The following is a 26,009-nucleotide window of genomic DNA, read 5'->3' on the forward strand; positions in this document are numbered from 1 at the left end:
TATAAAGGGTGATTTTAATCGGTTACCCTATTTAAAAGATTTGTTATTTGTTGGCAATTTTTATATTTGGAGACCAAAAAACTAATAATCAAATCTTAAGAATGAAAAAATTTACAAAAATAGCCGTCTTATTTATGGGGTTAACGCTCTTCTCCTGTTCTACGGAAGAACAATATACTAATGAGAATAATGAAAATTCAAATTTTGAGAGACCGTCAGGGAATAACCCTATAACTAAAAACTGGGAATTTAACGATCTGAACGAGTGGCAGGATGCTTCTCAGAATAGCTCGGCAAACTATTATTTGGAGAACGGCAATTTAAAAATGTTTACAAATCCTAACACCTGGGAACGCACTAAAGTCAAAACGACATCGACTTTTGGTGCTGGTACTTATACCTGGAGAGTCTATGTTCCGGAAATGGGAGTTGGAGATATGTCCAGCATTGGGGCATTCCTTTACAAAGATGATACGCATGAGTTGGATTTCGAAATCGGCTATGGTAGTGAAAGTACCAGGCAAAGTTTAAATGCCCAAGCCGATGATTTAATTGCATACATGAGTTCGCAGGCTAATCCTTCACAATTTGTACAAACAACAATCAAAAGAAACCAATGGTATACTTTGACGATTGAATTGAGTCTGACTTCAAATAACAGGTATTTTGCTAAGTGGAAAATTGACGGAACTACCGTAGCTTCAAAACAATTGAATTATGGTACTAAAGTCAAATTTAATGTCTTCTGCAGTATGGAAAACCTTACGTTCATAGGGGATCACATTCCGTTAAGCCAAAATTATGCCTTGTTTGATTCGGTACAGTATTTGAGCTATTAATTTTGAAACGCTCATAAAAAAAAGCAACTGTCCCATTTTGAAATTGAGTCTTTCTTAGGCTTCCTTTTCAGAATGGGACAGTTTTATTTCACGACCTTATGTAATATGTAATTGGATTTTAAAGCGCTTTCAATTTCTTTTCCGTTGCGATCCAGCATCAGCAATCGGCCTTCCCCGACCTTGTACTGTGTTTCCGTTCTGGCTTTGTCCAGTCTGATAATACTTCCGGTGTCATCCCAGGTAAAAGTTCCTTTTGTAACCGTCGGTTTTTGTTCCCTGTCTTGATATAGAACCGATAATTTATAGGTTTTGTCTTTGTGTAATGTCAATTCGGTTTCAATTCCCGGGCAATCCGCACAGGGAATAACACCTTTATAGGTTCCGTCCCAATCCAACGAAATTTCCGAAGTATGCATATCCGGAACTGCAGTTGTGGTGTCCGGTTCTCTTTCAGTTGCTTCCGATTCGTCTTTCTTGCCGAATTCACAGCCAAAAACAGTTATGTTGAGGAAAAACAGCGTTACAATAAGTAGTTTCATATCTTTTTTATTTGCAATTGGATTGCGATAAAAGTTGTAGAATAAAATTACGGAATATTATAGTAAATTTGCGAACTTTTAATTTTCAACGCTATGCAAAAAGATATTATTATACCAAAAGTGGAAAATGTGTATGTGGCCGCCATTCAGGAATGGAATGATGATTTTATGGAAAACTCCTGGTATGCGTATCTCGTTAATGATGGCGATGAAAAACTGGAAATGGCCATTGTGGTTACAAGAGCTTACGGTCAGCTTAATGGGGAAGAACGCAAAACAGGGACTTTCCGTCACGCTTTTAAAGAAGTGGAACCTAATTCGGCAGTAAAAATCGAATTGCTGGAAAACAACGTTCTTCAATTGAACAACGAGTTTTTAGTAACGTTCTTTATTGGCGACAAGCTTTACGACAAAAGTTATGTTTTCAGAGCTAATACCATTAACGATCGTGCCATGACCGATATTCCGGTTATGAACAAACGCGGCGTGTTGGTAAAATAGCGTCTGGCAAATCAATTCATTAAGAAAATATAAGCTTCTCAGAGTATTTTAGTCTGTTTTTTAAGAATCTGAAACAATTGAATTCAGGGATATAAATTTGAAAACAGGATTGAAAGGATGTTGGAATATTTCCTACTTTAGGGAAATTTTTCAGCAAATACCCAAATGAGAAAAACAGCTTTTCTATTTATTACAGCCTTACTGTCTGTAAGCGCTTTTTCGCAAAATAAAAATTATGCAGAATACGTAAATCCGTTTGTCGGTACGGGTGGTCACGGACACACGTTTCCCGGCGCTACTTTGCCTTTTGGGATGGTGCAATTATCACCCGATACCCGGATTGACGGTAGCTGGGACGGTTGCGGCGGTTATCATTATTCTGACGATGTGATTTATGGTTTTTCCCATACGCATCTTAATGGCGTGGGGGTTTCCGATTATGGGGATATTATGCTGATGCCTACCATGGGAAAACCGTCTTTGAACGCTAAAGCCTATTCTTCTTCTTTCTCACACCAAAACGAAAAAGCTGCTGCGGGATTCTATTCCGTAAAACTGGACAAGCATAATATTGATGTGGACCTGACCGCTTCGACAAGGGTTGGTTTTCATAAGTATACTTTTAATAAGGATGGCCAGGCCAATATCATTCTCGATTTAAATCACCGCGATAAATTACTTCAGGGCGAAGTAAAGATCATCGACAACAGAACTATCGAAATTTTGCGTAGAAGCGAAGCCTGGGCTCGTGACCAGTACGTTTTTGCCCGGATCGAGTTCAATGTTCCGATGAAGGTTACCAATTCAAAAAACAGTAAACTTATTTCGGATAATGAGGCTGTTAAATATTTGGCATTAAGTTTTTCCAAACCCGTAAAAAAAGGCGAAATTATTTTGGTGAAAGTGGCGTTGTCGCCAACAGGTTATGAAGGCGCCAAACTGAACATGACCGAAATCAAGCACTGGGATTTTGAAAAAGCAAGGAAAAATGCTGAGTCACTTTGGAATAAAGAACTTTCTAAAATTGAAGTAACATCCGATAATAAAGACAAGCTGGCCATTTTCTACACGGCTTTGTATCACACCATGATGCAGCCTAACATTGCCGAAGATTTAGACGGAAAATATCGTGGGCGTGACAACAAAATTCATGTCGCGGATAACTTCGATTATTATACGGTTTTCTCGCTTTGGGATACCTTCCGTGGAGCACATCCGTTGTATACTTTGATTGATAAAAAACGTACTTCCGATTACATCAATACGTTTATTAAACAATACGAGCAAGGGGGTAGGCTTCCGGTATGGGAATTGGCTTCCAACGAAACCGATTGCATGATTGGGTATCATTCTGTTTCCGTAATTGCCGATGCCATGGTTAAAGGTATCAAAGGGTTTGATTATGAGAAAGCTTTTGAAGCGGCTAAACATTCTGCCATGCTGGATCATTTGGGATTGGATGCCTATAAGAAAAACGGGTTTATTTCCATTGATGATGAACATGAAAGTGTTTCCAAAACATTGGAGTATGCTTATGACGACTGGTGTATAGCCCAAATGGCGCAGCTGTTGAAAAAGAATGAAGACTTCGAGTATTTCATGCAACGTTCACAAAACTGGAAAAACCTTTACGACAAAGAAACCGGTTTTATGCGCCCCAAGAAGAATGGAGGATGGGATAAACCGTTTGAAGCCCGTGAAGTAAATAATAATTTTACGGAAGGAAATTCGTGGCAGTATTCGTTTTTTGTACCGCAGGATATCCCTGGTCTGATTGCAGCTCACGGAGGAAAGGAAAAATTTGAAGCAAAACTGGACGAGCTGTTTTCGGCTCCGACAGCCACCACCGGACGTCAACAGGCAGACATTACCGGTTTAATCGGGCAGTATGCACACGGTAATGAACCGAGTCATCATATGGCGTATTTGTATAATTATGTTGATAAACCCGAAAAAACGAAAGAAAAAGTACATTACATTTTAAACGAATTCTATAAAAATACGCCTGACGGATTAATAGGTAATGAAGATTGCGGCCAGATGAGTGCCTGGTATGTGCTGAGTTCGCTTGGGATTTACTCTGTTACACCGGGGCTGGAGGCTTTTACAGCGGTTGAACCACTTTTTAAAAACGCTATGATTAAAACAGATGATTTCACAACTGTTTCTGTCAATAATAAAATTGGGGAGGGAAATTATGTGTCGTTTGATTTAAGAGAACGTTTTCGTGGTATAAATCACTATCCTGATGGCTTTCCTTTTACAACTGTTCCCACTATTCAATCGGAAAGCAAAGCATTCAAAGACAAGCTGAAAATAAATATGGAATCAAATTTGGGGAATAAGATTTATTATTCGTTTACTGATAATGGTGATTTCAAAGAATATACACAGCCCTTCGAAATTGATAAAACAACATCCATTTTTGCGTATTGTCTTGATTATAGAGGAGAGAAAAGCAGTACCGTAAATGCCACTTTCTTTAAAAAACCAAACGATTATACTATCGATATCAAGTCGAAGTATTCAGCACAGTATCACGCAGGAGGCCCACAGGGATTAGTTGATGGTGTTATGGGTACCGAAAACTGGCGCAAAGGTGATTGGCAAGGTTATCAGGCGCAGAATTTTGAAGCAACGATTGATTTGAAGAAAACAACGGAGGTTTCCGAGGTTACTGCACGTTTTCTTCAGGATACGCGTGCCTGGATTCTGATGCCGACCAAGGTGGAATATTATGTTTCGAAAGACAACAAAAAGTTCGAATTGGTGGCAACGGTAAACAATACATTGGATGCGAAAGACTATGAGGCAAAAGTCATGGCTTTCGACGGAAAAATCAAAGCAACCAAGGCCCGTTATGTAAAAGTGAAGGCATATAACTTCGGGAAGTTACCGGAATGGCATCAAGGAGCAGGCGGAGATGCTTATATTTTTGTGGATGAGATAACCGTGAGATAGTTAAATTATAAAGGCGTTAGAATTTCTAACGCCTTTATAATTTCTTTTATGGTTTATAATTTTAGTCTTTAACAGGGAAAAACAGCGAAGTAAGAACCGAAAGTGCCAAAACCGTACCCACGATCAGTAGGGAAACCGGTGATGAAATATGGTAGAAAGGTGCAATAATCATTTTTACTCCGATAAAAGCCAAAATAAGGGCTAATCCGTACTTCAAACGGCTGAACATATGCATGAAGTTGGCTAATAGGAAATAAAGTGCTCTAAGCCCTAAAATTGCGAAAATGTTTGAAGTATAAAGGATGAAAGGATCGTTCGGGGCAATCGCAAAAATGGCTGGGATACTGTCGACGGCAAAAATTAAATCGGTAAACTCGATTACCGCCACCACAACCAATAAGGGCGTAGCCATTTTTACGCCATTTTCTACAGTAAAGAATTTTCCGCCGTCGTAGTTTTCGCTCACAGGGAAAAAACGGTGAACCAAACGTGCTCCCGGGCTTTTGGTAAAATCCTTGTCACCCTCATCATGTTCTGAAAACCAGGATTTTATTCCGGCATAAATAAGAAAGAACCCAAAAATGGAGAGAATAACGTTGATTTTTACCAAATATCCGAAAATGTGCATTTCCGGCAGATAGGTCATGTTAATAAGTTCGACGCCTGTAAAAATAAAAATAGCACGAAAGACTAAGGCGCCGAGAATCCCCCAAAAAAGTACTTTGTGGTGGAGTTCCCGTTGTACGTTGAAGAACCCGAAAACCATGATGAAAACGAAAAGGTTGTCTACCGAAAGTGCTTTTTCAATCCAATAGGCCGATTGGAACTGCGCAAACTTTTCCACTCCCATATAATGATAAATCACTGCACTGAAGCCCATGGCAAGTGAAATCCAAACTATCGATGCTATAAGCGCCTCCCGATTGCTGATGGTATGCGGGTCTTTTTTGAAAACGCCCAAATCCAACAATAACATAGCTAGAATTACCACGGCGAATACGGTGAGAATTACCGGATGATCAATTAAATTGTCTATTTTATGGGCATTGTTTTCCATCGGGAGTAAAATAAGGTTCTGCGTAAACAGAAATGTTTTTCTAAGCTTTTATCAAAATGTTGGGCCGGTGTTTCCTGAAACTTTTATAAAACAGAAATCTGAAAATTAATCCAGTTTCTCGGTTAATTTCTTGAAAACCTTTTTAGGCTCTTTTCCTTCATACAAGATGTCGTAAACGGCATTAATAATAGGCGTTTTGGCTTTGTACTCTTCATTAAGTTTGTAAGCGCTTTTAGTGGCGTAATATCCTTCGGCAACCATGCTCATTTCCATTTGCGCCGATTTAACGGTATAGCCTTTTCCAATCATATTTCCGAACATACGATTACGCGAAAAAATAGAATAACCGGTTACAAGTAAGTCCCCTAAATATGCCGAATCATTGATGTTTCGTTTCATTTTGTGGACTTTCTTAATGTATTTTTTCATCTCACGGATGGCGTTACTCATTAGCAAAGCCTGGAAATTATCCCCATATCCCAATCCATGGGCAATACCTGCAGCAATGGAATAGATGTTTTTCAGCATGGCGGCATATTCCGTACCGATGATGTCGTCAGAAGTTTTGGTTTTGATGTAATGACTGTTAAGATTTGTTGCCATCACCTTCGCTTTTTCATCATCACCGCAGGCAATGGTAAGGTAGGAAAGGCGTTCCAGGGCAACCTCTTCGGCGTGACACGGACCGGTAATAACTCCGATATTGTCATACGGGATATCATAAATTTTATGAAAATGTTCGCCAACGATTAAACTTGTTTCCGGAACAATACCTTTGATGGCTGAAAAGATCACTTTGTCTTTCAAACTCACGGTCAGTTTTTCCAATTCTCCTTTTAAGAAAGCAGAAGGGATCGCAAAAATGACATAATCCGCATAGGCTACCGCCTCATTGATGTCGTTGGTAAGCTTAAGTTTATTGGTGTCAAACTCCACCGAACTCAAATAATTCGGATTGTGTTTGTTCATTTTAATATGTTCGATAGCGTAAGTGTTTCGCATGTACCAGGCGATTTCAGGAAGATTAACGCATAGCATCTTTGCAATCGCTGTCGCCCAGCTTCCGCCGCCAATTACCGCAAATTTCGGGTTGTCAGTCATTTTCTTTTCATGATTTGAATCTCCAAAAGTACTCAAATTTGATGAAAGTGAAAAACTTTGATTTTTGCAATTTTAGCGCTTTTTGCCGTAACCAGCTTTTACTGCAGTGTTATTGTGATGCTGTTAACCTAATGAATGTCAATCTAAAAATTTAACATTAGATTATGATTTCCGATAGCAATGAATTGACTTGACTCCCGTTATTATCTCCGGTTAAGAATGATAATGTAGTGATACATTGTCGAAAGTTAGAAATAGTTAATATTTTTTGTTTTTGGTGAGGAAGGCGCTCTTGGAATTAATTTCAGGGCGCCTTTCGTTTTTTGTTATATTTTTACCTGACAAATTGGTAAGAGGTGAAAGTTTTATTTAAAATTTATTTTTGTTTAGGTGTGGTTTTTTCAGTTTTCGGACAAGCTCCCGTTATTTCGTATGCTACTCCGAATGTTTTTGCAAACAATGAACTGATAACCCCGTTAATTCCAAATAGTTCGGGCGGAACTATTCCGGTTGAGCCGGTGGTGACTACTTTTGCAGGCAGCGGAATTGCCGGAGCTACCGATGCAATGGGAACGGCCGCACGTTTTAATCTCCCAACCGTAGTTACACCGGATCGCATGGGTAATATCATCGTTGTAGATCGAAGCAGTCATAAAATACGAAAAATTGCTATAGACGGAACCGTTACCACAATCGCTGGAACAGGTGCAATTGGATCAGTGGACGGTCCAGCTGCTTCGGCCACTTTTAAATACCCGGATGGTGCCGTAGTGGATTCTCAGGGAAACATCTTTATTTCAGACCAAAGCAACCATAAAATAAGAAAGATCGGCACAGATGGCCAGATATCTACTTTTGCGGGCTCAGGGACTGCTGGTTTTTTGGATGACACAGGGATTGCTGCCAAATTTTATTACCCTGCCGGGATGGCAATCGATTCAAATGATAATTTATATGTGGCTGATTACAGCAACCACCGAATTCGAAAAATTACCCCTGGAGGTGTGGTTACGACCTATGCGGGATTAGCAACCGCAGGTTCAAATGACGGAAACGTGAGTGTTGCAAAATTCAACGGTCCTACTGGTGTAGGTGTAGATGCTTCCGGAAATGTTTTTGTTGCCGATTACGGGAATCATAAAATAAGGAAAATTTCGGTTTCGGGTGAAGTTACGACTGTGGCTGGTACAGGAGTTGCGGGTGCTGATGATGGTTTAGGTGCCTCTGCCAGTTTTAATCATCCGGCAATTGTTGCAACAGATGATCAAAACAATCTCTTTGTAACCGATTCAGGCAATAATAAAATCCGAAAGATAAGTTCTCTTGGGAACGTTATTACGTTTGCGGGAACAGGAGTTGCCGGAAATAGCGATGCTGCTGCAAGTTCAGCAACTTTTAAGGGTCCTACAGGTGTTTGCATAGCTAATTTGGGAACAGTTTATGTAGCCGATTATTCCAATCATAAAATCAGAAAAATATGCACTTATGGTTATACCGTTGTTCCTGAATTGCCTTATGGTTTAGTCCTAAATCCGGTTACCGGAGTAATTAGCGGAAGTCCAACCATAAGTTCCCCGATGACTAATTACACTATTACTGCCACTAATGCATTCGGAAGTAGTTCCTTTGTGGTAAGTATAGAAGTTGGAAGCCTAAGTAAAGAAGATTTTGGACTGGATACGATAAAGCTCTATCCGAATCCTGTAACCGATATGTTATACGTTTCTAACAACGAATTCATCATTTCTATCGCCGTTTTTGATTTACTGGGGCAGAAAATTAAAACATTTGGTTATGACAAAATTGCTTTACCGTTGGATTTTAATTCCTTTATAAAGGGAGCTTATCTGTTGAAGATAAAAACTGTTTTCGGGGCAAAGGAAGTTCGAATCGTTAAACAATAAAAAACGCTCCACATGGAGCGTTTTTCAGATGTTAATAACTCATTTCCACTATTTCCCTGACTTTTTCAGGAGTAACGTTTTGTTGTTCTCCTAAGCCTTTCCAACCGCGTTCTTCAAATCGGGCAACAATAAAATCGGCCGTGTTTTCATAATTGGCCGTGTTTTCGGAAAGTTTTGTGAGCATTCCCATTTTATGTAAAAAATCAACTGTTTTTTCAATTGCTTTTTCGGCTTTCTCTTCTACGGAATTTCCTTGAATTCCAAAAACGCGTTCACCGTACTGAGCGAGTTTGTCTTTTTTGGTATCGAACATCACGCGGTATAAATTCGGACCTATGATGGCCAACGATCTGGCGTGATCGATTTCATATAAAGCCGTCAGTTCGTGGCCTATCATGTGTGTCGCCCAATCTGTTGGAACACCTTTATTCAGTAATCCGTTTAAAGCCATCGTTGCACACCACATATAATTCGATGCCAATTTGTAATCGGTTGGGTTTTCTACCACACTTGGCCCGATTTCCACCAATGTTTGCAAAATGCTTTCGGCGATTCTGTCTTGTAATAAAGCATCATGTGTATAGGTTAAATATTGTTCCATCACATGGGTAAAAGCATCCACGACTCCGTTTTGGATTTGTCTTTTTGGCAACGATTCAATTACCGTAGGATCACAAATGGAGAATTTCGGAAACAAGGCACTTCCGCCAAAAGCCAGTTTCTCCTGCGTTTCGTTGATGGTGATTACGGAACCCGAATTCATTTCGCTTCCGGTGGCCGGTAAAGTCAAAACCGTTCCGAACGGAATAACCTGCGATATGTCTTTTATCGACATTCTTTTTTTAAGGATTTCCATTGGATTGCCCTCAAATTTTACGGCTGCCGAAATGAATTTTACCCCATCAATCACGCTTCCGCCACCCACGGCCAAAATGAAGCCTATGTTTTGCGCACGGATGATTTCCACCGCGTTCATCAGGGTTTCATAGCGTGGATTGGGTTCGATTCCCCCGAATTCGACTATCTCAAAACCGGAAAGCGCCGTTTTTACCTGGTCGTAGATTCCGTTTTTAAAAATGCTTCCGCCTCCGTAAGCCAATAAGATTTTGGTGTTTTTGGGTACTAAATCAGTGAGTTTGGTTATCTGTTCTTTTCCAAACACATAATTAGTTGGATTGTATAATTCGAAGTTTAACATAAGTAACACTTTTAAGGTTCAAAATTTGAAAGCTTAAAGGTACTAATTGTCGAGTTGTAAAAATATAAAATAGTGTTAACTGTTTTTGGACATTTGTGTCAGAAAATAGAAAATCGGAATAAAGATTAGCCCTAAAATAGTTGGTAAAATCCATTCGCCCAAGCCATCTGCGATTCCCTTTGAAGTTTGTTGGGTCATATATACGATAAAAGTAAAGATGATCAAAACGATGAGTTTAAGGCAGCGCAACATGCGAGTGGCTAAGCGGTATTGTTTTTCTGCATTTTCTTGAGTTATCGCAACGGTATAGTTTAAAAGATGCGGGTAAAAATTAATTGCTGTAAGCGCGATAGCTAAAACTGAAGCTACTATCGGAAGCACAAGGATATTTGCTTTATTCCCAAAAGCATCTGCTTTTCCAAAACCGTTGTAATGTGTGGGGATTGTTTCAGGTAATTGTGAATATCCGGAAAGTGCTAAAAACCAAATGGACAAAAAAACTATCAGGGCCAACAGTTCGATGATTTTGTCAGTGAACAGAAGTTTTATGCTGATTTTTGGTTTTTGTTCCATTTTAAAATGTAGAACTATAAATTACTTTTTATAAAACAGGTTGTGATCAATATATGCCCAAACTTTGTTAGGCAGCATTGGCCGGATGTCTTTTCCTTTTTTTATGCTTTCGCGGATGAAAGTCGACGACAATTCAATAATCGGCGCATCAACGTTATGGATTTTAGGATGATTGATGAATGTCGGATCAATTACCCCTGAAGCCGCTCTCGGATACACATAAATGTCATGATTTTGCAAAATCACTTCGTGGTTTTTCCATTTATGCAACGAGTTCAGATTGTCTTCACCCATAATCAGGCAAAATTCATGGCCAGGATATTTTTCCTGCAAATGAGCCAAGGTGTTTACGGTGTAATTAGGTTGTGGCAGTTTGAATTCAATGTCGGACGGCTTGATTTTCGGATAGTCTTCCGTAGTCAGATGCACCATATGTAAACGGTGATAATCATCTAACAACGAAGTTTTTTGTTTGTGTGGATTGTGCGGTGTCACCACCATCCAGATCTGATCCAAACCGGAATGTTCCGCCATATGGTTGGCGATAATCAAGTGTCCGATGTGAATAGGGTTGAAGGTTCCGAAATAGAGTCCGATTTTCATTTTTTTCTAGCTGTAAGCTGATGGCTTTTCGCTTATTTAGTTACAAAATTCTTTACCAAATCATAAGCTTCCTGCTTCGCCGTATCCAAATCGTAATTCTTGATAATGGTGTCGAATTGCGGTGCGGTAGCCAATTCTACGTGAGCTTTAGCGATGCGCATGTTGATTTTGTCTTCGCTTTCTGTAGAGCGTTCTTTCAAACGGCGTTTAAGTTCATCCACGCTTGGTGGTTTCACGAAAACTGCCAACGTTTCTTCCGGGAATTTGGATTTGATGCGTAATCCGCCGGCCACATCGATATCGAAAATCACATTTTTGCCTTGAGACCAAATGCGTTCTACCTCGCTTTTCAGGGTCCCGTAGAAATTATCGCGGTACACTTCTTCCCATTCCACGAAATCCTCGTGTTTAATATGTTGTTTGAATTCTTCGGTCGACATGAAGTAGTAGTCTTTCCCATTTACTTCTTCCCCGCGCGGATCACGTGTTGCCGCCGAAATGGAAAATTCCAGGTTCAGATCTTCCGACCCCAATAAATGACGTACTATGGTAGTTTTTCCCGATCCGGATGGAGCCGAGAATACGATCAATTTTCCTTTGTTCATTATTGTTAACTTTTAGCTTTCAGAGGTTAGTCTTGAGCTTTTGTGATTGTGTTGTTATTTTATCTTAAAGTTATAGGACGTTTAACACCTGCTCTTTTATTTTTTCCAGTTCGTCTTTCATTTGGACAACTAGTTTCTGCATTCCGGCGTGGTTAGATTTGGAACCCATGGTGTTGATTTCACGTCCCATTTCCTGAGTGATAAAGCCTAGTTTTCTGCCGTTGGCTTCGTTTCCGTTCAGCGTTTCGATGAAATAGTCCAAATGGTTCGTTAAACGTACCTTTTCTTCGGTAATGTCCAATTTCTCCAGATAATAAATCAGTTCCTGTTCGAAGCGGTTTTCATCAACGGTCACTTTTAACTCGTCAATAGCTGTCTGCAGTTTGTTTTTGATGTTCTGAACGCGTTCCGGATCCAGTTCCAAAGCCTGTTCCATGTACAAACGAATATTGGCTATGCGTAATTGGAATTCTTTTTCCAGTGATAAGCCTTCGTCAGCCCTGAAATTATTAATGTTGGCAAGCGCTTCGTTAATAACTGTCAGGATTTGTTTCCACTCGTTTTCGTCAAGTTCATCGCGTTCGGTCTTTAAAGCGTCAGGCATGCGAACGGCCATTTTCATCAGTTCCGTTTCATCTGCATCGGCTAAAATATCCCGCATTTGCGACATGTAAGCCTTTACAATCGGTGCGTTTACTTTTGTGGAAGTTTCCTCTCCGGTTACTTCAATATAAAGGGCAAAATCGACTTTACCGCGTTCCAGGCGTTGGGAAATCTGATTGCGCAGACTCAATTCCATTTCGCGGTACACAGAAGGCATTCGGACATTAAGGTCCATTCCTTTGCTGTTTAACGATTTTACTTCCACTGTGATTTTTTTGGTAGCCAACTGTAGGGTTGACTTCCCAAATCCGGTCATCGATTGTATCATATTTTTCTAAATAGACTTCAAAGATAAATAAAAGTATTCAGTGTTTGGTGCTTAGTGTTGGCTTGGATCAGTAACAGCCATTGTTTCACTAAAGGTTTTCGGTTTTTTCTTGATTACCAGATACACTCCGGTAAAAATCAGGGCCGCCGAACCAATTTTAACCCAACTCAATTCGTCTTTCCCTAATCCGATGGCAAAAACTGTAGCGAAAAATGGCTGTAGATATATGAATACGGCTACCGTTGTCGGTTTCAGTTCCCTCATTGAGAGCAGGTTCAGTAAATAGGTCAAAAAAGTGGAAACTATAACTACAAATATTATTTTCCAGTAGATGTTCATAGGAACCAAAGCCCAGTCAACAGCCTGGAATTCGCTCCACCCGAAAGGAATTACCATCAGGAATCCGAAAAGGTAGATCCATTTTACAAACGAAAAAGCGTTGTATTTATCCATCAGTTTTTTTACCAGAATCAGATAGAAACCATATGAAACGGCATTGACAAACACCAGAAAGTTTCCTAAAGTGGCATTGGGCGCGTTTACCATCGATTTCCCGTATAAAATCAGGGTTATGGTTCCGGTTAGTCCCAGAAGAATTCCGATTACCTTGTTTTTTTGCATGCGCTCTTTCATGATGATTGCCGACAATACCAATACAATCATCGGGGTAGTCACCATCAGAACTGCGCCCATAATCGGTGAAGTATAACTCAGTCCTTTAAAGAAAGTCAGCATGTTGAAAGCAACGCCAAAAAAGGCGGCCGCCAAGATGCGTGGAAAATCCTTTCTGTCAATTTTTTCGGTTTTTACAAAAAATGAGGCAAGCCAAAACAAAATAGTGGAACCGCCTACACGAAGGAAAATAAACCCGAACGCATCGATGTATTTGGGCATAACGTCTTTGGCAATCGTAAAGGTTACTCCGTAAATGATGGCTACCATCCACGCAGCAATCAGGGCATAGGTGCGCGCTTTCATTTAACTTAAAACGGCAATTACTTCGTTAACATTTTTCTGGCTGTTGCCGATGTATATTTTTCCGGCGATAATGAAAACCGGACGGCTGAGAAAGGTATAGTGTTCCAAAATATATTTCTTGAAATCGGCTTCGGTCAGGTTTTTGTTTTTCAGATCCATCGACTTGTATAACTGTGCTTTTCTACTGAAAAGCGCTTCATAACTGCCCGAAAGTCGGTACATTTCCTCCAATTGCTCTGGAGTAATCGGATCCTGACGAATATCCTGAAATACCAAACGGTTGGTGTTGGGTAAGGATTTGATGATTTTGCGACAGGTGTCGCACGAAGCGAGGTAGTATATTTTATCCATGGAATTCTTTTTTGCAAAAATAGGCTTTTCGTTAAAAAAGATTTAATTTAAATCCCGCGAAAACAGAGAAGCGGGTTTTTCTTGTTATTTTTGAGTAAATTTTACAAAAGATGAATGATTTTACTAGGGAAATTTCTATTCGCTGGGCGGATTTAGATCCAAATTTTCACGTACGCCACAGTGCTTATTATGATTATGGAGCCCAACACCGTATCGAGATTCTTGAACGCGAAGGACTGACCATGAAAATCATGCAGGAGCAGCATTTCGGACCAATTATTTTCAGGGAAGAATGTGTATTCCGAAAAGAAATGCATTTGGGCGACAAGATTTTTATCAGCACCAAAATGGGTAAAATGAAAGCGGACGCTTCCCGTTGGACTATTGTACATGAATTAAAAAATGAGAAAGATGAACTTTGTGCAAAAATTACTCTGGACGGTGCATGGATCAATACCAAATTGCGAAAACTGGCAGTGCCAACGCCAGCAATCGTGAGCAAGGTAATGGGCGCCTTCCCGAAAACCGACGATTTTATTGCCTTATAAACATAGAAATTATGGAAGCAACTTTTAAAATTTTAGTAACCAACCGCAACCTCTATTTGAGGTTTTTGGATGATTATTCGTTGGAGCAGCTTAATACTATTCCGACTGGGTTCAGCAACAACCTGATTTGGAATATAGGGCATATAGTGGTCGCACAACAAGGCCTTGTGTATCGTCTTTCGGGATTGCCAATGAATGTTTCCGCGGAGATGACCGAAAAATATAAAAACGGTTCCAGACCCGACGGTAAAACAACTCAGGAAGAAGTGGATGAAATCCGAGCACTGTTAACTTTCTTGCCAGAGCAGACAAAGGTGGATTATGAAGCAGGGAAATTTCAGCATTTCAACGAATACCAAACGCAGACCGGTTTCCATTTGGGAAGTTTTAAAGATGCAATGGAATTCAATAATTATCACGAAGGGCTGCATTTAGGATTTATGATGCAGATTCGCAAGTTTATTTGATTTTCAGAAACTTATCAGCTTCACTGTAAGGAATTGTCAGCTCAATAGGGCCGTCGGCATAAGAAGCAATTTCATATTGGTTGTACAGAAGGAGGATTCCTTTATCGGTGTAAAAAATGTTTTCCGGCAGATGAAAGCTGTCTTTTTCGAACCAATACCCAGTTTCGTTTATGTTTGATTTGGAAGGTATCTCTTGTTGCGCCCTGAATTTTTGTTCGGCGAGTTTGGTAAAACCTTTTACATCGGTAAATAAATCTTCTTTTTTGATTTGCTTTCCGGTTTCGGGATCTGCAAAATAGGATAAAGATCGGCCATTACCATGCGCGCCTCCAGTAAATGAATAATAGTCTAAGGTCAGATTGATAACTTTGTCTGATTGGTGGCCTATTTTTCCGGAAGCAGTTGCTTCCCAAGGTGTACTGTAGTCAGGCATCTCTTTCTGAAAACTAACATATTCTTTAATGAAATCAGAACAAACAGCGGGGTAGTTTTTGACTGTTGCTGCTGAGTCAAAAGAGAATAAGAAGGTGATTTCTTTTAAAAACAAGGCATTAATGCTGTCTGCTGCTGCCGATTTGTTTTGAGCGACAGCCACATCAATTTCAATCTCGGTAGTGTCATTCTTTTGAACGATTTCTTTGTGGAATTTCTTCGTTTTAAAGGTTAATTCCTCTTTCTTACAGCTTAATAAGCTTAGTGCGGCAACAGTTACTATTAATACGTTTCTCATGGCAGAAATTGTTTGTTCATGACTCATTTCACAAAATTAAACGATAAATTTGTTCTTTTATTGAAAATTTAAACAGAATAGCAATATGAAATTCAATACTAAAGTAATACATGGTGGGCAACATCATGAAAAAGTGACCGGAGCGGTAATGCCGCCGGTATTTCAGACTTCTACTTTTGCTCAGGTTTCTCCAGGACAGCCTGTTGGAGAATACGAATACAGCCGTGCAGCGAATCCGACACGCCAAGCTTTGGAAGATGCTTTGGCTTCTATTGAAAACGGTGCCCGCGGATTAGCGTTTGCTTCGGGATTAGCAGCAACCGATTGTTTGCTGCGTTTGTTCAAAGCTGGTGATGAAATCATTGCAATGGACGATTTATACGGAGGAACCTACCGTTTGTTCACCCGTTTATACAAAGACAGCGGCATTAGGTTTCATTTCGTGGATATGAATGATTTGGAAGGGTTCGAGAAGCTAATCAACTCCAACACGAAGTTGGTTTGGGTAGAAACACCAACCAATCCGTTAATGAAATTAGCAGATATTGCTGAGATTGCCAAAATCACTAAAAAGCATAATGTTCTATTTGCTGTTGACAATACTTTTGCTACACCGTATCTTCAAAAGCCATTGGATTTAGGGGCGGATATCGTAATGCATTCAGCGACTAAATATTTAGGAGGACACAGTGATGTAATTGCCGGTGCCTTGGTAATTAAAGATAAAGAATTGGGCGACGAGTTACACTTCAAACAATTTGCTACAGGTGGGACGTTGGGTCCGATGGATAGTTTCCTTGTTTTAAGAGGTATCAAAACGTTGCATTTACGTGTGCAAAGACACTGTGAAAATGGTGTGAAAGTAGCAGAATTTTTAATGAATCACCCTAAAGTGGAACGTGTATATTATCCGGGACTAGAAAATCATCCGTTTCATGAAATCGCCAAAAAACAGATGATTGGTGGTTTTGGAGGAATGGTGACGTTTACTTTTAAATCGGGAGCGAAGCAAGATGCTATCAGTTTCCTGGAAAAACTTAAAGTGTTTACTCTGGCAGAATCGTTAGGTGGTGTGGAATCGCTGGCAAATCACCCGGCTTTGATGACACATGCTTCCATACCGGAAGATAAGCGAAAAGAAGTCGGAATCACAGACGATTTGGTTCGCCTGAGCGTAGGTGTAGAAGACGCAGCTGATTTAATTGAAGATTTAAAACAGGCATTAGGATAAAACAAAAAACCACGCGTGAAGCGTGGTTTTTTTATGTCGTTTTTTTGTTATTCCAGATAGTATATGTATCCGAAGTTTAACCAAACCAACCATTCGTTGGCTTTGTTTTCAGGGTAAAGATTCGGATCTGGATTTACACCGTCAACCCAGTTGGAGAAGTAATACTGCCAACGTAAATCAAGCATCAAGTCTGAAAGTTCTGTTAATTTGTATCGACAACCTGCACTCGCTACAACTGACCAAGTGCTTCCGTCGTCATTAGAAGTAGCCCCAATGTATTTTGGAGGCAATACTCCTGGCTGGTTCAAACGCCCTCTGGTAGAGCTGGATTCCGGACTGTAAAAAGTATAATGAGCTCCCAAGCTCACAAAAGGTCCTAAAGATCCATTAGTAGCTGTGAAATCCCTGATGCTCAGAGGGAAATATTCCAATTGCATCCCGATGTCTGTGTTGGATGCGACCCCTCTCATTCCTCTTAACTGTTGTGCTGTTATAGAGGTTTTTTCAGGGGCAACCCATTCTCCGTAATGCTGAAGTTCTGATCTGTTATAAGAAAGCTCCGTTCTTAGTTTGAAATGGTCGTTAAAATAGGTTTCAGGAGCGTAACAGTTACATTCTGCTTTGTATGAAAAATTTAAGTAGTGTATAAGGCCTATCCCAAAACCGGTATTTCCTGTGTTTGTTTTCCAATCATATCTTTCACCATAATCCGACATGAACATTACGGGACCCGCAATTGCTCCAATTTCATGGGAAAAACCAAACTGGGCTCTTATAGCGTTATTACTCCCTAAAACCACTAGTAGGATAAATAAAATTTTTCTGGGCATTTTACTCTATTTTAGTCAATATCTGACAAATATATAAAAACATATTTCTCCTCAAAAAAAAAGTAAAGAAAAGACTTTTAAAAAAATGTAAAAATTATTTCCGATTGTGTGATATATTTTGCTTTGTATTGGCAATTTATATTTAATACAAAATATACAATAAAACATTAATAGGCCGTTTTAGACTATATTTGTAAAACAAACCGACATTAATGAGAAAATTAAACTGTTTCGTACTGCTGGCTTTCATATGTATTAATTGCTTTTCACAACAAAACCAATCGTGGAGAGGTTTTTTTTCCTATTCTGCAATTAAGGATATTTCACAGGCTGTCGATAAAGTGTATGCTGCTCCGGAAAACACCGTATTTTCAAAAAATACCGTAACTAATGAGTTAAAGACCATAAATTCTATTGATGGGTTAAAAGCTGATGTTATTACCGCGGTTCATTATAGTGAGTCATTTCACAGAATAATAATCGGAAATCAAAACGGGCTGCTTTTGGTGGTTAATGAAAATGATGGCAGTATTTTAAATGTAATTGATATCCTCAACAAGCCTTCCATTCCGCCGAATAAGAAAAAGATAAATCATATTTACGAATATAATGGTAAAGCGTATTTGTCATGCGATTTTGGTATCTGTGTTTTCGATCTGGCCACTTTGCAATTTGGAGACACCTATTTTATTGGTCCTGCGGGTGAAGAGATTCAGGTTTATCAGACAACGGTTTTTGACGGTTTTATTTATGCTGTAACTCAATCAAACGGTATTCGTAGGGCGGATTATTCGAATCCGAATTTAGTGGATTTCAGTCAGTGGAGCGCATTTGATACGGGATTCTGGAGCGGTATCGTTACATTTCAGAACCAACTGATAGCTTCCAATACAAATACTAGCGTTTATCGTCATAACGGCAGCAGTTTTCAGCAAATAATCGCTGTAGGTCAGCCTATAGTTGATTTGAGGTCCTATAAAGATCGTTTGATTTTTACTTCGGCCAATCATGTTTATATTTACGATAACCAGTTGATTCAACTGTCTCACATTACTCAGATTCCGGACGTAGTGACTTCGTTTACCTGCGCTACTGCAATCAGTGATAAAATATTTGTCGGAACGCTTGATAAAGGATTGTATCAGACGGCAATAGGCAATCCGACAATGTTTGAGGATTGTACCCCAAGCGGTCCGGCTCGCAACAGTATTTTTAATGTAAAAAAAGCACCTAATTATTTGTGGGCAGTTTATGGCGATTATACGAAACAATACGATCCCTATCCTTTGGATTCCTATGAAATCAGTAGATTTTCGGATGAACAGGGTTGGGATTTTATTCCTTATGCTGATTTGCAGGGGGCAAAGTCGCTTACCCGAACTGTGCTGAATCCGTACAACCCAAACCAGGTTTTTGTGAGTTCGTTTTATTCCGGACTGCTAAAAATAGAAAATGACAATCAGATAACATTGTTCAATCAAACCAATACAGGGCAGAACGGTTTGGAGTCATTGCATGACCCAGCTTGCCCTACCTGTATTGATGTCAGGGTTAACGGACCGGTTTTCGATAAAAAAGGAAATCTTTGGATGACAAATAGTCGGGTTGATAGAGCTATTAAAGTGATGAAACCAGATGGTCAATGGCAGTCCTATTCTCTTAACAACATAACTACAGCCCCAAAAGAAGACAGTTATGCTGGTATAGTAATCGATAAGAACAATACGAAATGGATTCCTTCCTACCGAAACGGAGTTATTGCTTTTAATGAAAATTACGGAAATAAATTTATCCTGATAAAAAATGGAGCCGATAGCGGCAATCTCCCTAATAGAGACGTGCGCTGTGTAGCAATCGATAACCGGAACCAATTGTGGATTGGTACTTTTTCCGGATTGCGAGTTTTGCCAAGTGTTGATCGTTTTTTGTATGATGACAGCCTTGAAACCAATCCGATTATTATACTCGATGATAACTTGGCTCAGGAATTATTTTATCAGCAAAGTATTATGGATATCGTGGTGGATGGAGCTAACAATAAATGGGTGTCTATTGATGGTGCCGGCGCATTTTTGGTTTCATCAAACGGACAGGAAACGCTGCATCATTTTACAAAAGAAAATTCACCGCTTCCTAGTAATAATGTCCTGGATATTGAAATCGACGGCGCTACGGGCGAAGTGTTTTTTGCCACCGATAAAGGACTTGTTTCCTTTAAGGGTATAGCCACCAAACCGGCCGAAGATTTGAGTCAGGTTTACGTTTATCCAAATCCCGTGCGTCCGGAGTTCAACGGTACGGTTAAGATAAGCGGTTTGATTGATAATGCTAATGTGAAAATAACCGACATCGGAGGGAATCTGGTGTATGAAACTACATCCGAAGGCGGGACAATAGAATGGGATACCAAGGCTTTTGGTAAGCATAAAGTAGCTTCCGGGGTGTATATGATTTTAATTGCCTCAGAAGACGGAACGGAAACGAAAGTCAAAAAAGTAATGATTATCAGGTAAATGGCGTTTTGGTTATTTGCGGATTTGGTTTTTTGTAATTCGTAATCTTAAATTCGTAATTGAATATATGCTGGTTAAGACCAAGGCCATCGTTTTAAGTGCTATAAAGTATCAGGAGAAAAGCCTGATTGTGAAATGTTTTACAGAATCCGACGGATTAAAATCCTATTTTGTACCCAGTGCTTTTTCGGGTAAAAAATCGAATCAGAAAATAGCCTATTTTCAACCGTTGACTATACTCGAAATAGAAGCCAATCACAAAAATAAAGGTACGTTAGAACATTTTAAGGAAATCCGATTGGCGGTGCCTTATTATTCCATAAATACCGATATTTTTAAAAGCACGATCGTGATCTTTTTATCCGAAATGATGCATCACAGTATTCGCGAAGAAGAGAAAAATGAAAACTTGTTTTCTTTTCTGGAAACGGCATTGATTTGGCTGGATACTCACGAGGAAATGGCTAATTTTCACCTCATTCTGTTGTTGGAAGTGACCAAGTATCTTGGGTTTTATCCCGATACTTCCGAAATCGATTTACCCTTTTTTGACCTTAACGAAGGAATGTTTTCTTCTTATCACGGCATCAGTTGTCTTTCCGATCATGAAACGTTTCTGTTCAAAAAACTGATTGGCTTAAAACTGGATTCCGACCAGAAAATATTTGCGGGAACAGAACGCCAATTGCTACTCAAAATCTTACTGGATTACTATGCCGTTCATCTTGACGGATTTAAAAAACCGAAATCCCTGGAGGTGCTTAAAGAGGTTTTTTCATAGCACATTAGGTAATTGTTTTGGCAAACTATTAAAACTGTAGCATTTAATCGTCTTTTTTCTTGCTTCGTTTCTCTATTTTCTTTAAAATTCCTTACTTTCGCACATTGATTTTAGAAAACGACAAAATGAGTACGAAATTCACTGAATACAAAGGACTTGATTTGCCAACCGTGGCATCTGAAGTGCTTGATTTCTGGAAAAAGCAAAACATCTTTGAACAAAGTGTCACTTCCCGTGAAGGAGCAAGCCCGTATGTGTTTTTTGAAGGGCCGCCTTCAGCTAATGGATTGCCGGGTATTCACCACGTGATGGCGCGTGCGATCAAGGATATTTTCTGTCGCTATAAAACTCAAAAAGGATTCCAGGTAAAACGTAAAGCGGGCTGGGATACGCACGGTTTGCCGGTTGAATTGGGTACGGAAAAAGAATTGGGTATCACAAAAGAAGATATCGGAAAAACCATTTCCATTGCCGAATACAACGAAGCGTGTAAAAAAACCGTAATGCGTTATACTGACGTATGGAATGACTTAACTGAAAAAATGGGGTATTGGGTAGATATGGAAGATCCATATGTGACCTACAAGTCCAAATACATGGAAACGGTTTGGTGGTTGCTGAAACAGATTTACAGCAAAGATTTATTATACAAAGGCTACACAATACAACCATACTCGCCTAAAGCGGGAACCGGTTTGTCTTCGCATGAAGTAAATCAGCCTGGTTCATACCGTGATGTGACCGATACAACAATCGTGGCGCAGTTCAGGGTTTTGGATAACCAAAGAAAACTGACCTTCGCTAAATTTTACGATTACATCACTCATAATAATTTAAAGCAGTATAAGTTTGAAAGGCTGGAGTTGGATGAAATTCATTTCCTGGCTTGGACGACAACCCCATGGACATTGCCAAGTAATACAGCGTTGACTGTTGGGCCGAAGATCGATTATGTGTTGGTGAAAACTTTCAACCAATATACGTTCCTTCCAATCAATATCATCTTGGCTAAAAATCTTGTTGGTAAACAACTGTCTAAAAATTATTTCGAGACAAGTGAAGCAGCTGATTTTGATAATTTCAAAGAAGGTGATAAAAAAATCCCATTCGAAATATTGGCAGAATGTAAAGGTGCTGACTTAGTAGGAATACAGTACGAACAATTGTTGCCTTATACGTTACCGTATCAAAACCCGGAAAATGCATTCCGCGTAATTTCGGGTGATTTCGTTACTACGGAAGACGGTACCGGTATTGTGCACACGGCACCTACATTTGGTGCGGATGACGCGAAAGTGGCTAAAGAAGCGTCTCCGGAAGTGCCTCCGATGTTAGTATTGGATGAAAACGGAAATCCTGTGCCATTGGTAGATCTTCAAGGGCGATTTGTTCGTCAGATGGGTGATCTTGCCGGTAAATTTGTTAAAAATGAATATTATAACGAAGGTGAGGCTCCTGAGAAATCAGTGGATGTGGAAATTGCCATTCGTTTAAAAGAAGAAAATAAAGCCTTTAAGGTTGAAAAATACGTTCACACCTATCCGCATTGCTGGAGAACCGATAAGCCGATTTTATACTATCCGCTGGATTCCTGGTTCATCAAAGTGACAGATGTGAAAGACCGCATGTTCGATTTGAACGAAACGATCAACTGGAAGCCAAAAGCGACTGGGGAAGGCCGTTTCGGAAACTGGCTGAAAAATGCGAACGACTGGAACTTGTCACGTTCAAGATACTGGGGAATTCCGTTGCCTATCTGGAGAACCGAGGATAAAACCGAGGAAATCTGTATTGGTTCTGTTGAGGAATTGTACAATGAAATTGAAAAAGCGGTTAAGGCAGGTTTCATGACGGAAAATCCATTTAAAGGATTCGAAATCGGAAACATGAATGAAGCGAATTACGATTTGGTAGATCTGCACAAAAACGTAGTGGATAATATCGTTTTAATTTCAGCATCAGGCAAACCGATGAAACGCGAAAGCGACTTGATCGACGTTTGGTTCGATTCGGGCGCAATGCCTTATGCACAGTGGCATTATCCGTTTGAAAATAAAGAGTTAATCGACGAGAGCAAATCCTTCCCGGCAGATTTCATTGCTGAAGGAGTAGACCAGACACGTGGATGGTTCTACACGCTGCATGCCATCGGAACGTTAGTTTTTGATAAAGTCGCGTATAAAAATGTGGTTTCCAATGGGTTGGTTTTGGATAAAAACGGACAAAAAATGTCCAAACGCCTTGGAAATGCTGTGGATCCGTTCACTACATTGGCTGAATACGGCCCGGATGCTACCCGTTGGTACATGATTGCCAATGCGAATCCGTGGGATAACCTGAAATTTGATATCGAAGGAGTTGCCGAAGTAAGAAGAAAATTCTTCGGAACTTTGTATAATACGTACTCGTTTTTCGCGTTGTATGCTAATATAGACGGTTTCCAATACGCGGAAGCGGAAATTCCGTTAAGCGAAAGACCGGAAATCGACCGTTGGATACTATCGGAACTGAATACATTGATAAAGGATGTTGATAGTTTCTATGCCGATTATGAACCGACTAAAGCGGCCCGAGCTATCTCTGATTTCGTTCAGGAAAACTTAAGTAACTGGTATGTGCGTTTGTGCCGTCGTCGTTTCTGGAAAGGGGAATACGCTCAGGACAAAATTGCTGCATATCAGACATTATACACTTGTTTGGTTGCCGTGGCTAAGCTTGGAGCGCCTATCGCGCCATTCTTTATGGATAAACTTTACGGAGATTTAACACGTGCAACACAAGGAGAAAAATTTGAAAGTGTACATTTGGCAGAGTTTCCGAAATGCGTTGAAAACTTTGTGGATAAATCGTTGGAAAGCAAAATGCAGAAAGCACAGACGGTTTCATCATTAGTTTTGTCACTTCGTAAAAAGGAAATGATCAAGGTGCGTCAACCGCTGCAAAAGGTTATGATTCCTGTGCTTGACGAGAAACAGCGTGCTGAAATCGAAGCGGTTTCCGACCTTATTAAAGCAGAGGTGAATGTGAAGGAAGTGGAGTTGTTGGATGACGCTTCGGGTATATTAGTGAAGCAGATTAAGCCTAATTTCAAAGCTTTGGGGCCTCGTTTTGGTAAGGATATGGGATTGATTTCCAAAGAAATACAGGGTTTAAATCAGGAAAGTATTGCTAAATTGGAAAGAGAAGGCGCTATAAGTATTGTTATTTCAGGAAATAGTGTTAACTTAACAGTTGAAGAAGTGGAGATTTCTTCACAGGATATTGAAGGATGGCTGGTTGCTAATTCTGGCGGAATTACCGTTGCCTTAGATATTACAATTTCAGACGAATTACGTAAGGAAGGTATTGCGAGAGAGTTGGTTAACCGAATCCAAAACATAAGAAAAGACTCAGGTTTTGAAGTTACGGATAAGATAAAAGTGACGATGCAGAGAGACGGCATAATACAGGAAGCCGTAAAAGATAATGAGGCATACATAAAATCGGAAACCTTAACTGAAGAACTTATATTTGAAGACCGTATTGAAAATGGTACGGAAATTGAGTTTGATGAACTAAAAACCAGAATATTAATTTCAAAATAGAGAAAACCGAAAGGTTACTCTGCAAAAACCTATTAACAACCAAAAACGAGGAAATTATGGTGGATGAACAAATAAGATATTCCGACGCGGATTTAGCGGAATTCAGAGAATTGATTCAGAAGAAATTGGAAAAAGCAAAAAACGATTTGGATTTAATAAAAAGTGCTTACCTAAACGACCTTAATAATGGAACAGATGATACATCGCCAACATTTAAGGCTTTCGAGGAAGGTAGTGAAACCATGAGTAAAGAGGCCAATTCACAACTTGCCATTCGTCAGGAGAAATTCATTCGTGACTTGAAAAACGCGTTAATCCGAATTGAAAACAAAACTTACGGAATCTGTAAAGTAACCGGAAAATTAATCAATAAAGAAAGATTGAAACTGGTTCCTCATGCAACCATGAGCATCGAAGCAAAGAACCTGCAACGTTAATCTTTTCAAAAATTTTATTAAACGCTCCGCATGGGGCGTTTTTTATTTAGTTTAAATAGTTATTTTTGTAGCTTAAATTCGCAAAATGTCATTAAAAAAGGCCTATTTATTGGTAATTCTAGTTCTGGTTATTGATCAGATCTCCAAAATATACATTAAAACCAATTTTAAACTTGATGAAGAAATTTATGTTTTTGATTGGTTCCGCATTCATTTTATAGAAAACTCCGGGATGGCTTGGGGTGCCGAGATTCCAGGTGCTTTCGGAAAACTGTTGCTTACGGTTTTCAGGATTGTTGCCGTAGGTGGTATCGGATATTGGTTATACGATGCGGTTAAGAAACAATCGTCTAACTTTCTTGTAGTTGCCGTGGCACTTATATTGGCCGGCGCTGTAGGTAATATTATTGACTCTGTGTTTTACGGAAAGATGTTCAATGACAGTTACGGACAGGTGGCGACAATGTTCAGCGATGATCCTTACGGGAAATGGTTTCACGGTAAAGTAGTGGACATGTTCTATTTTCCTATCTGGGAAGGAAATCTGCCTTCGTGGTTGCCAATATGGGGCGGAAACCATTTTACGTTTTTCAACGCGATTTTTAATGTAGCCGATGTTGCAATTTCTACCGGAGTCGGGATCCTGATAGTATTCAACAAAAAAGCGTTCTCAAAATAGCCACTCAACGGTTTTTAAAGAGAGCAACAATAAAGTGTTTTGTCGAATCACAATAAATAAAAAAGGAT

The 26,009-nt window shown here is 39.6% G+C and carries 24 protein-coding genes; 12 read left to right on the forward strand and 12 right to left on the reverse strand.

The window, feature by feature from the left end; all coding sequences use genetic code 11:
• Nucleotides 1-101: 101 nt before the first annotated feature.
• Nucleotides 102-839 (forward strand): LamG domain-containing protein, encoded by a 738-nt coding sequence (locus FEDK69T_RS04995; protein WP_023573064.1) that lies wholly within the window; start codon nucleotides 102-104, stop codon nucleotides 837-839.
• A gap of 83 nt (nucleotides 840-922) precedes the next feature.
• Here FEDK69T_RS04995 and FEDK69T_RS05000 read toward each other — a convergent pair whose 3' ends face one another.
• Nucleotides 923-1,378: a copper resistance protein NlpE gene (locus tag FEDK69T_RS05000; protein WP_023573065.1), complete on the reverse strand. Its 456-nt coding sequence runs from the start codon at nucleotides 1,376-1,378 to the stop codon at nucleotides 923-925.
• A gap of 93 nt (nucleotides 1,379-1,471) precedes the next feature.
• Between FEDK69T_RS05000 and FEDK69T_RS05005 the strand changes: the two genes are divergently transcribed.
• Nucleotides 1,472-1,879 (forward strand): hypothetical protein, encoded by a 408-nt coding sequence (locus FEDK69T_RS05005; RefSeq protein ID WP_023573066.1) that lies wholly within the window; start codon nucleotides 1,472-1,474, stop codon nucleotides 1,877-1,879.
• Between the two features lie 165 nt (nucleotides 1,880-2,044).
• The gene (locus tag FEDK69T_RS05010; protein WP_023573067.1) at nucleotides 2,045-4,840 is read left to right on the forward strand and encodes a GH92 family glycosyl hydrolase; all 2,796 of its coding nucleotides are present in this window, start codon (nucleotides 2,045-2,047) and stop codon (nucleotides 4,838-4,840) included.
• A 61-nt stretch (nucleotides 4,841-4,901) separates the two neighbouring features.
• Here FEDK69T_RS05010 and FEDK69T_RS05015 read toward each other — a convergent pair whose 3' ends face one another.
• Complete coding sequence (locus tag FEDK69T_RS05015; RefSeq protein ID WP_035630366.1) at nucleotides 4,902-5,876, reverse strand: TerC/Alx family metal homeostasis membrane protein; 975 nt, start codon at nucleotides 5,874-5,876, stop codon at nucleotides 4,902-4,904.
• Between the two features lie 126 nt (nucleotides 5,877-6,002).
• On the reverse strand, nucleotides 6,003-6,998 hold the full coding sequence (locus FEDK69T_RS05020) for an NAD(P)H-dependent glycerol-3-phosphate dehydrogenase (protein ID WP_023573069.1): 996 nt from the start codon (nucleotides 6,996-6,998) through the stop codon (nucleotides 6,003-6,005).
• Nucleotides 6,999-7,354: 356 nt separating this feature from the next.
• Here FEDK69T_RS05020 and FEDK69T_RS05025 point away from each other — a divergent pair, with 356 nt between their 5' ends.
• Nucleotides 7,355-8,902, forward strand: a complete 1,548-nt coding sequence (locus FEDK69T_RS05025) for a putative Ig domain-containing protein (RefSeq protein ID WP_023573071.1) — start codon at nucleotides 7,355-7,357, stop codon at nucleotides 8,900-8,902.
• 31 nt (nucleotides 8,903-8,933) lie between these two features.
• Here FEDK69T_RS05025 and FEDK69T_RS05030 read toward each other — a convergent pair whose 3' ends face one another.
• The 7 genes from FEDK69T_RS05030 to FEDK69T_RS05060 form a co-directional block, all read right to left on the reverse strand.
• Entirely contained in the window at nucleotides 8,934-10,100 is a 1,167-nt protein-coding gene (locus FEDK69T_RS05030; RefSeq protein ID WP_023573072.1) for an iron-containing alcohol dehydrogenase, read from the reverse strand.
• Nucleotides 10,101-10,175: 75 nt separating this feature from the next.
• Nucleotides 10,176-10,673: a DUF1648 domain-containing protein gene (locus FEDK69T_RS05035; RefSeq protein ID WP_023573073.1), complete on the reverse strand. Its 498-nt coding sequence runs from the start codon at nucleotides 10,671-10,673 to the stop codon at nucleotides 10,176-10,178.
• Nucleotides 10,674-10,694: 21 nt separating this feature from the next.
• Complete coding sequence (nadD, locus tag FEDK69T_RS05040; RefSeq protein WP_023573074.1) at nucleotides 10,695-11,276, reverse strand: nicotinate (nicotinamide) nucleotide adenylyltransferase; 582 nt, start codon at nucleotides 11,274-11,276, stop codon at nucleotides 10,695-10,697.
• A 32-nt stretch (nucleotides 11,277-11,308) separates the two neighbouring features.
• Nucleotides 11,309-11,881 (reverse strand): guanylate kinase, encoded by a 573-nt coding sequence (gmk, locus tag FEDK69T_RS05045; protein WP_023573075.1) that lies wholly within the window; start codon nucleotides 11,879-11,881, stop codon nucleotides 11,309-11,311.
• 70 nt (nucleotides 11,882-11,951) lie between these two features.
• The gene (locus FEDK69T_RS05050; RefSeq protein WP_023573076.1) at nucleotides 11,952-12,812 is read right to left on the reverse strand and encodes a YicC/YloC family endoribonuclease; all 861 of its coding nucleotides are present in this window, start codon (nucleotides 12,810-12,812) and stop codon (nucleotides 11,952-11,954) included.
• A 51-nt stretch (nucleotides 12,813-12,863) separates the two neighbouring features.
• Nucleotides 12,864-13,790 (reverse strand): DMT family transporter, encoded by a 927-nt coding sequence (locus tag FEDK69T_RS05055; RefSeq protein ID WP_023573077.1) that lies wholly within the window; start codon nucleotides 13,788-13,790, stop codon nucleotides 12,864-12,866.
• A complete protein-coding gene (locus FEDK69T_RS05060; RefSeq protein ID WP_023573078.1) occupies nucleotides 13,791-14,141 on the reverse strand; it encodes an arsenate reductase family protein in 351 nt (116 codons plus the stop codon).
• 110 nt (nucleotides 14,142-14,251) lie between these two features.
• Here FEDK69T_RS05060 and FEDK69T_RS05065 point away from each other — a divergent pair, with 110 nt between their 5' ends.
• Together FEDK69T_RS05065 and FEDK69T_RS05070 are read left to right on the forward strand one after the other, a co-directional pair.
• A complete protein-coding gene (locus FEDK69T_RS05065; protein ID WP_023573079.1) occupies nucleotides 14,252-14,689 on the forward strand; it encodes an acyl-CoA thioesterase in 438 nt (145 codons plus the stop codon).
• Between the two features lie 11 nt (nucleotides 14,690-14,700).
• Nucleotides 14,701-15,156 (forward strand): DinB family protein, encoded by a 456-nt coding sequence (locus tag FEDK69T_RS05070; protein WP_023573080.1) that lies wholly within the window; start codon nucleotides 14,701-14,703, stop codon nucleotides 15,154-15,156.
• Here FEDK69T_RS05070 and FEDK69T_RS05075 read toward each other — a convergent pair.
• On the reverse strand, nucleotides 15,149-15,886 hold the full coding sequence (locus tag FEDK69T_RS05075; RefSeq protein WP_023573081.1) for a DUF3298 and DUF4163 domain-containing protein: 738 nt from the start codon (nucleotides 15,884-15,886) through the stop codon (nucleotides 15,149-15,151). The two genes, FEDK69T_RS05070 and FEDK69T_RS05075, sit on opposite strands and share 8 nt — an antisense overlap.
• 85 nt (nucleotides 15,887-15,971) lie before the next feature.
• Here FEDK69T_RS05075 and FEDK69T_RS05080 point away from each other — a divergent pair, with 85 nt between their 5' ends.
• Nucleotides 15,972-17,117: a cystathionine gamma-synthase gene (locus tag FEDK69T_RS05080; RefSeq protein WP_023573082.1), complete on the forward strand. Its 1,146-nt coding sequence runs from the start codon at nucleotides 15,972-15,974 to the stop codon at nucleotides 17,115-17,117.
• A 47-nt stretch (nucleotides 17,118-17,164) separates the two neighbouring features.
• Here the strand turns inward: FEDK69T_RS05080 and FEDK69T_RS05085 are convergent, their stop codons facing one another.
• Nucleotides 17,165-17,947, reverse strand: a complete 783-nt coding sequence (locus FEDK69T_RS05085) for a THC0290_0291 family protein (protein WP_023573083.1) — start codon at nucleotides 17,945-17,947, stop codon at nucleotides 17,165-17,167.
• A 212-nt stretch (nucleotides 17,948-18,159) separates the two neighbouring features.
• Here FEDK69T_RS05085 and porZ point away from each other — a divergent pair, with 212 nt between their 5' ends.
• From porZ to FEDK69T_RS05110, 5 genes are all read left to right on the forward strand, one after another.
• Nucleotides 18,160-20,460 carry a type IX secretion system anionic LPS delivery protein PorZ gene (gene porZ, locus FEDK69T_RS05090; protein ID WP_023573084.1) on the forward strand — a complete coding sequence of 767 codons (2,301 nt, stop codon included), beginning with the start codon at nucleotides 18,160-18,162 and terminating at the stop codon, nucleotides 20,458-20,460.
• A gap of 67 nt (nucleotides 20,461-20,527) precedes the next feature.
• Entirely contained in the window at nucleotides 20,528-21,241 is a 714-nt protein-coding gene (recO, locus tag FEDK69T_RS05095; RefSeq protein WP_023573085.1) for a DNA repair protein RecO, read from the forward strand.
• Nucleotides 21,242-21,366: 125 nt separating this feature from the next.
• Nucleotides 21,367-24,825 (forward strand): isoleucine--tRNA ligase, encoded by a 3,459-nt coding sequence (gene ileS / locus FEDK69T_RS05100; protein ID WP_023573086.1) that lies wholly within the window; start codon nucleotides 21,367-21,369, stop codon nucleotides 24,823-24,825.
• A 56-nt stretch (nucleotides 24,826-24,881) separates the two neighbouring features.
• Nucleotides 24,882-25,262 (forward strand): TraR/DksA family transcriptional regulator, encoded by a 381-nt coding sequence (locus FEDK69T_RS05105; RefSeq protein WP_023573087.1) that lies wholly within the window; start codon nucleotides 24,882-24,884, stop codon nucleotides 25,260-25,262.
• 85 nt (nucleotides 25,263-25,347) lie between these two features.
• Nucleotides 25,348-25,941, forward strand: coding sequence for a lipoprotein signal peptidase (locus tag FEDK69T_RS05110; protein WP_035630305.1), 594 nt, complete (start codon nucleotides 25,348-25,350; stop codon nucleotides 25,939-25,941).
• Nucleotides 25,942-26,009 lie beyond the last annotated feature (68 nt).

The sequence above is a fragment of the Flavobacterium enshiense DK69 genome (assembly GCF_000498495.1).
GTDB lineage: Bacteria > Bacteroidota > Bacteroidia > Flavobacteriales > Flavobacteriaceae > Flavobacterium > Flavobacterium enshiense.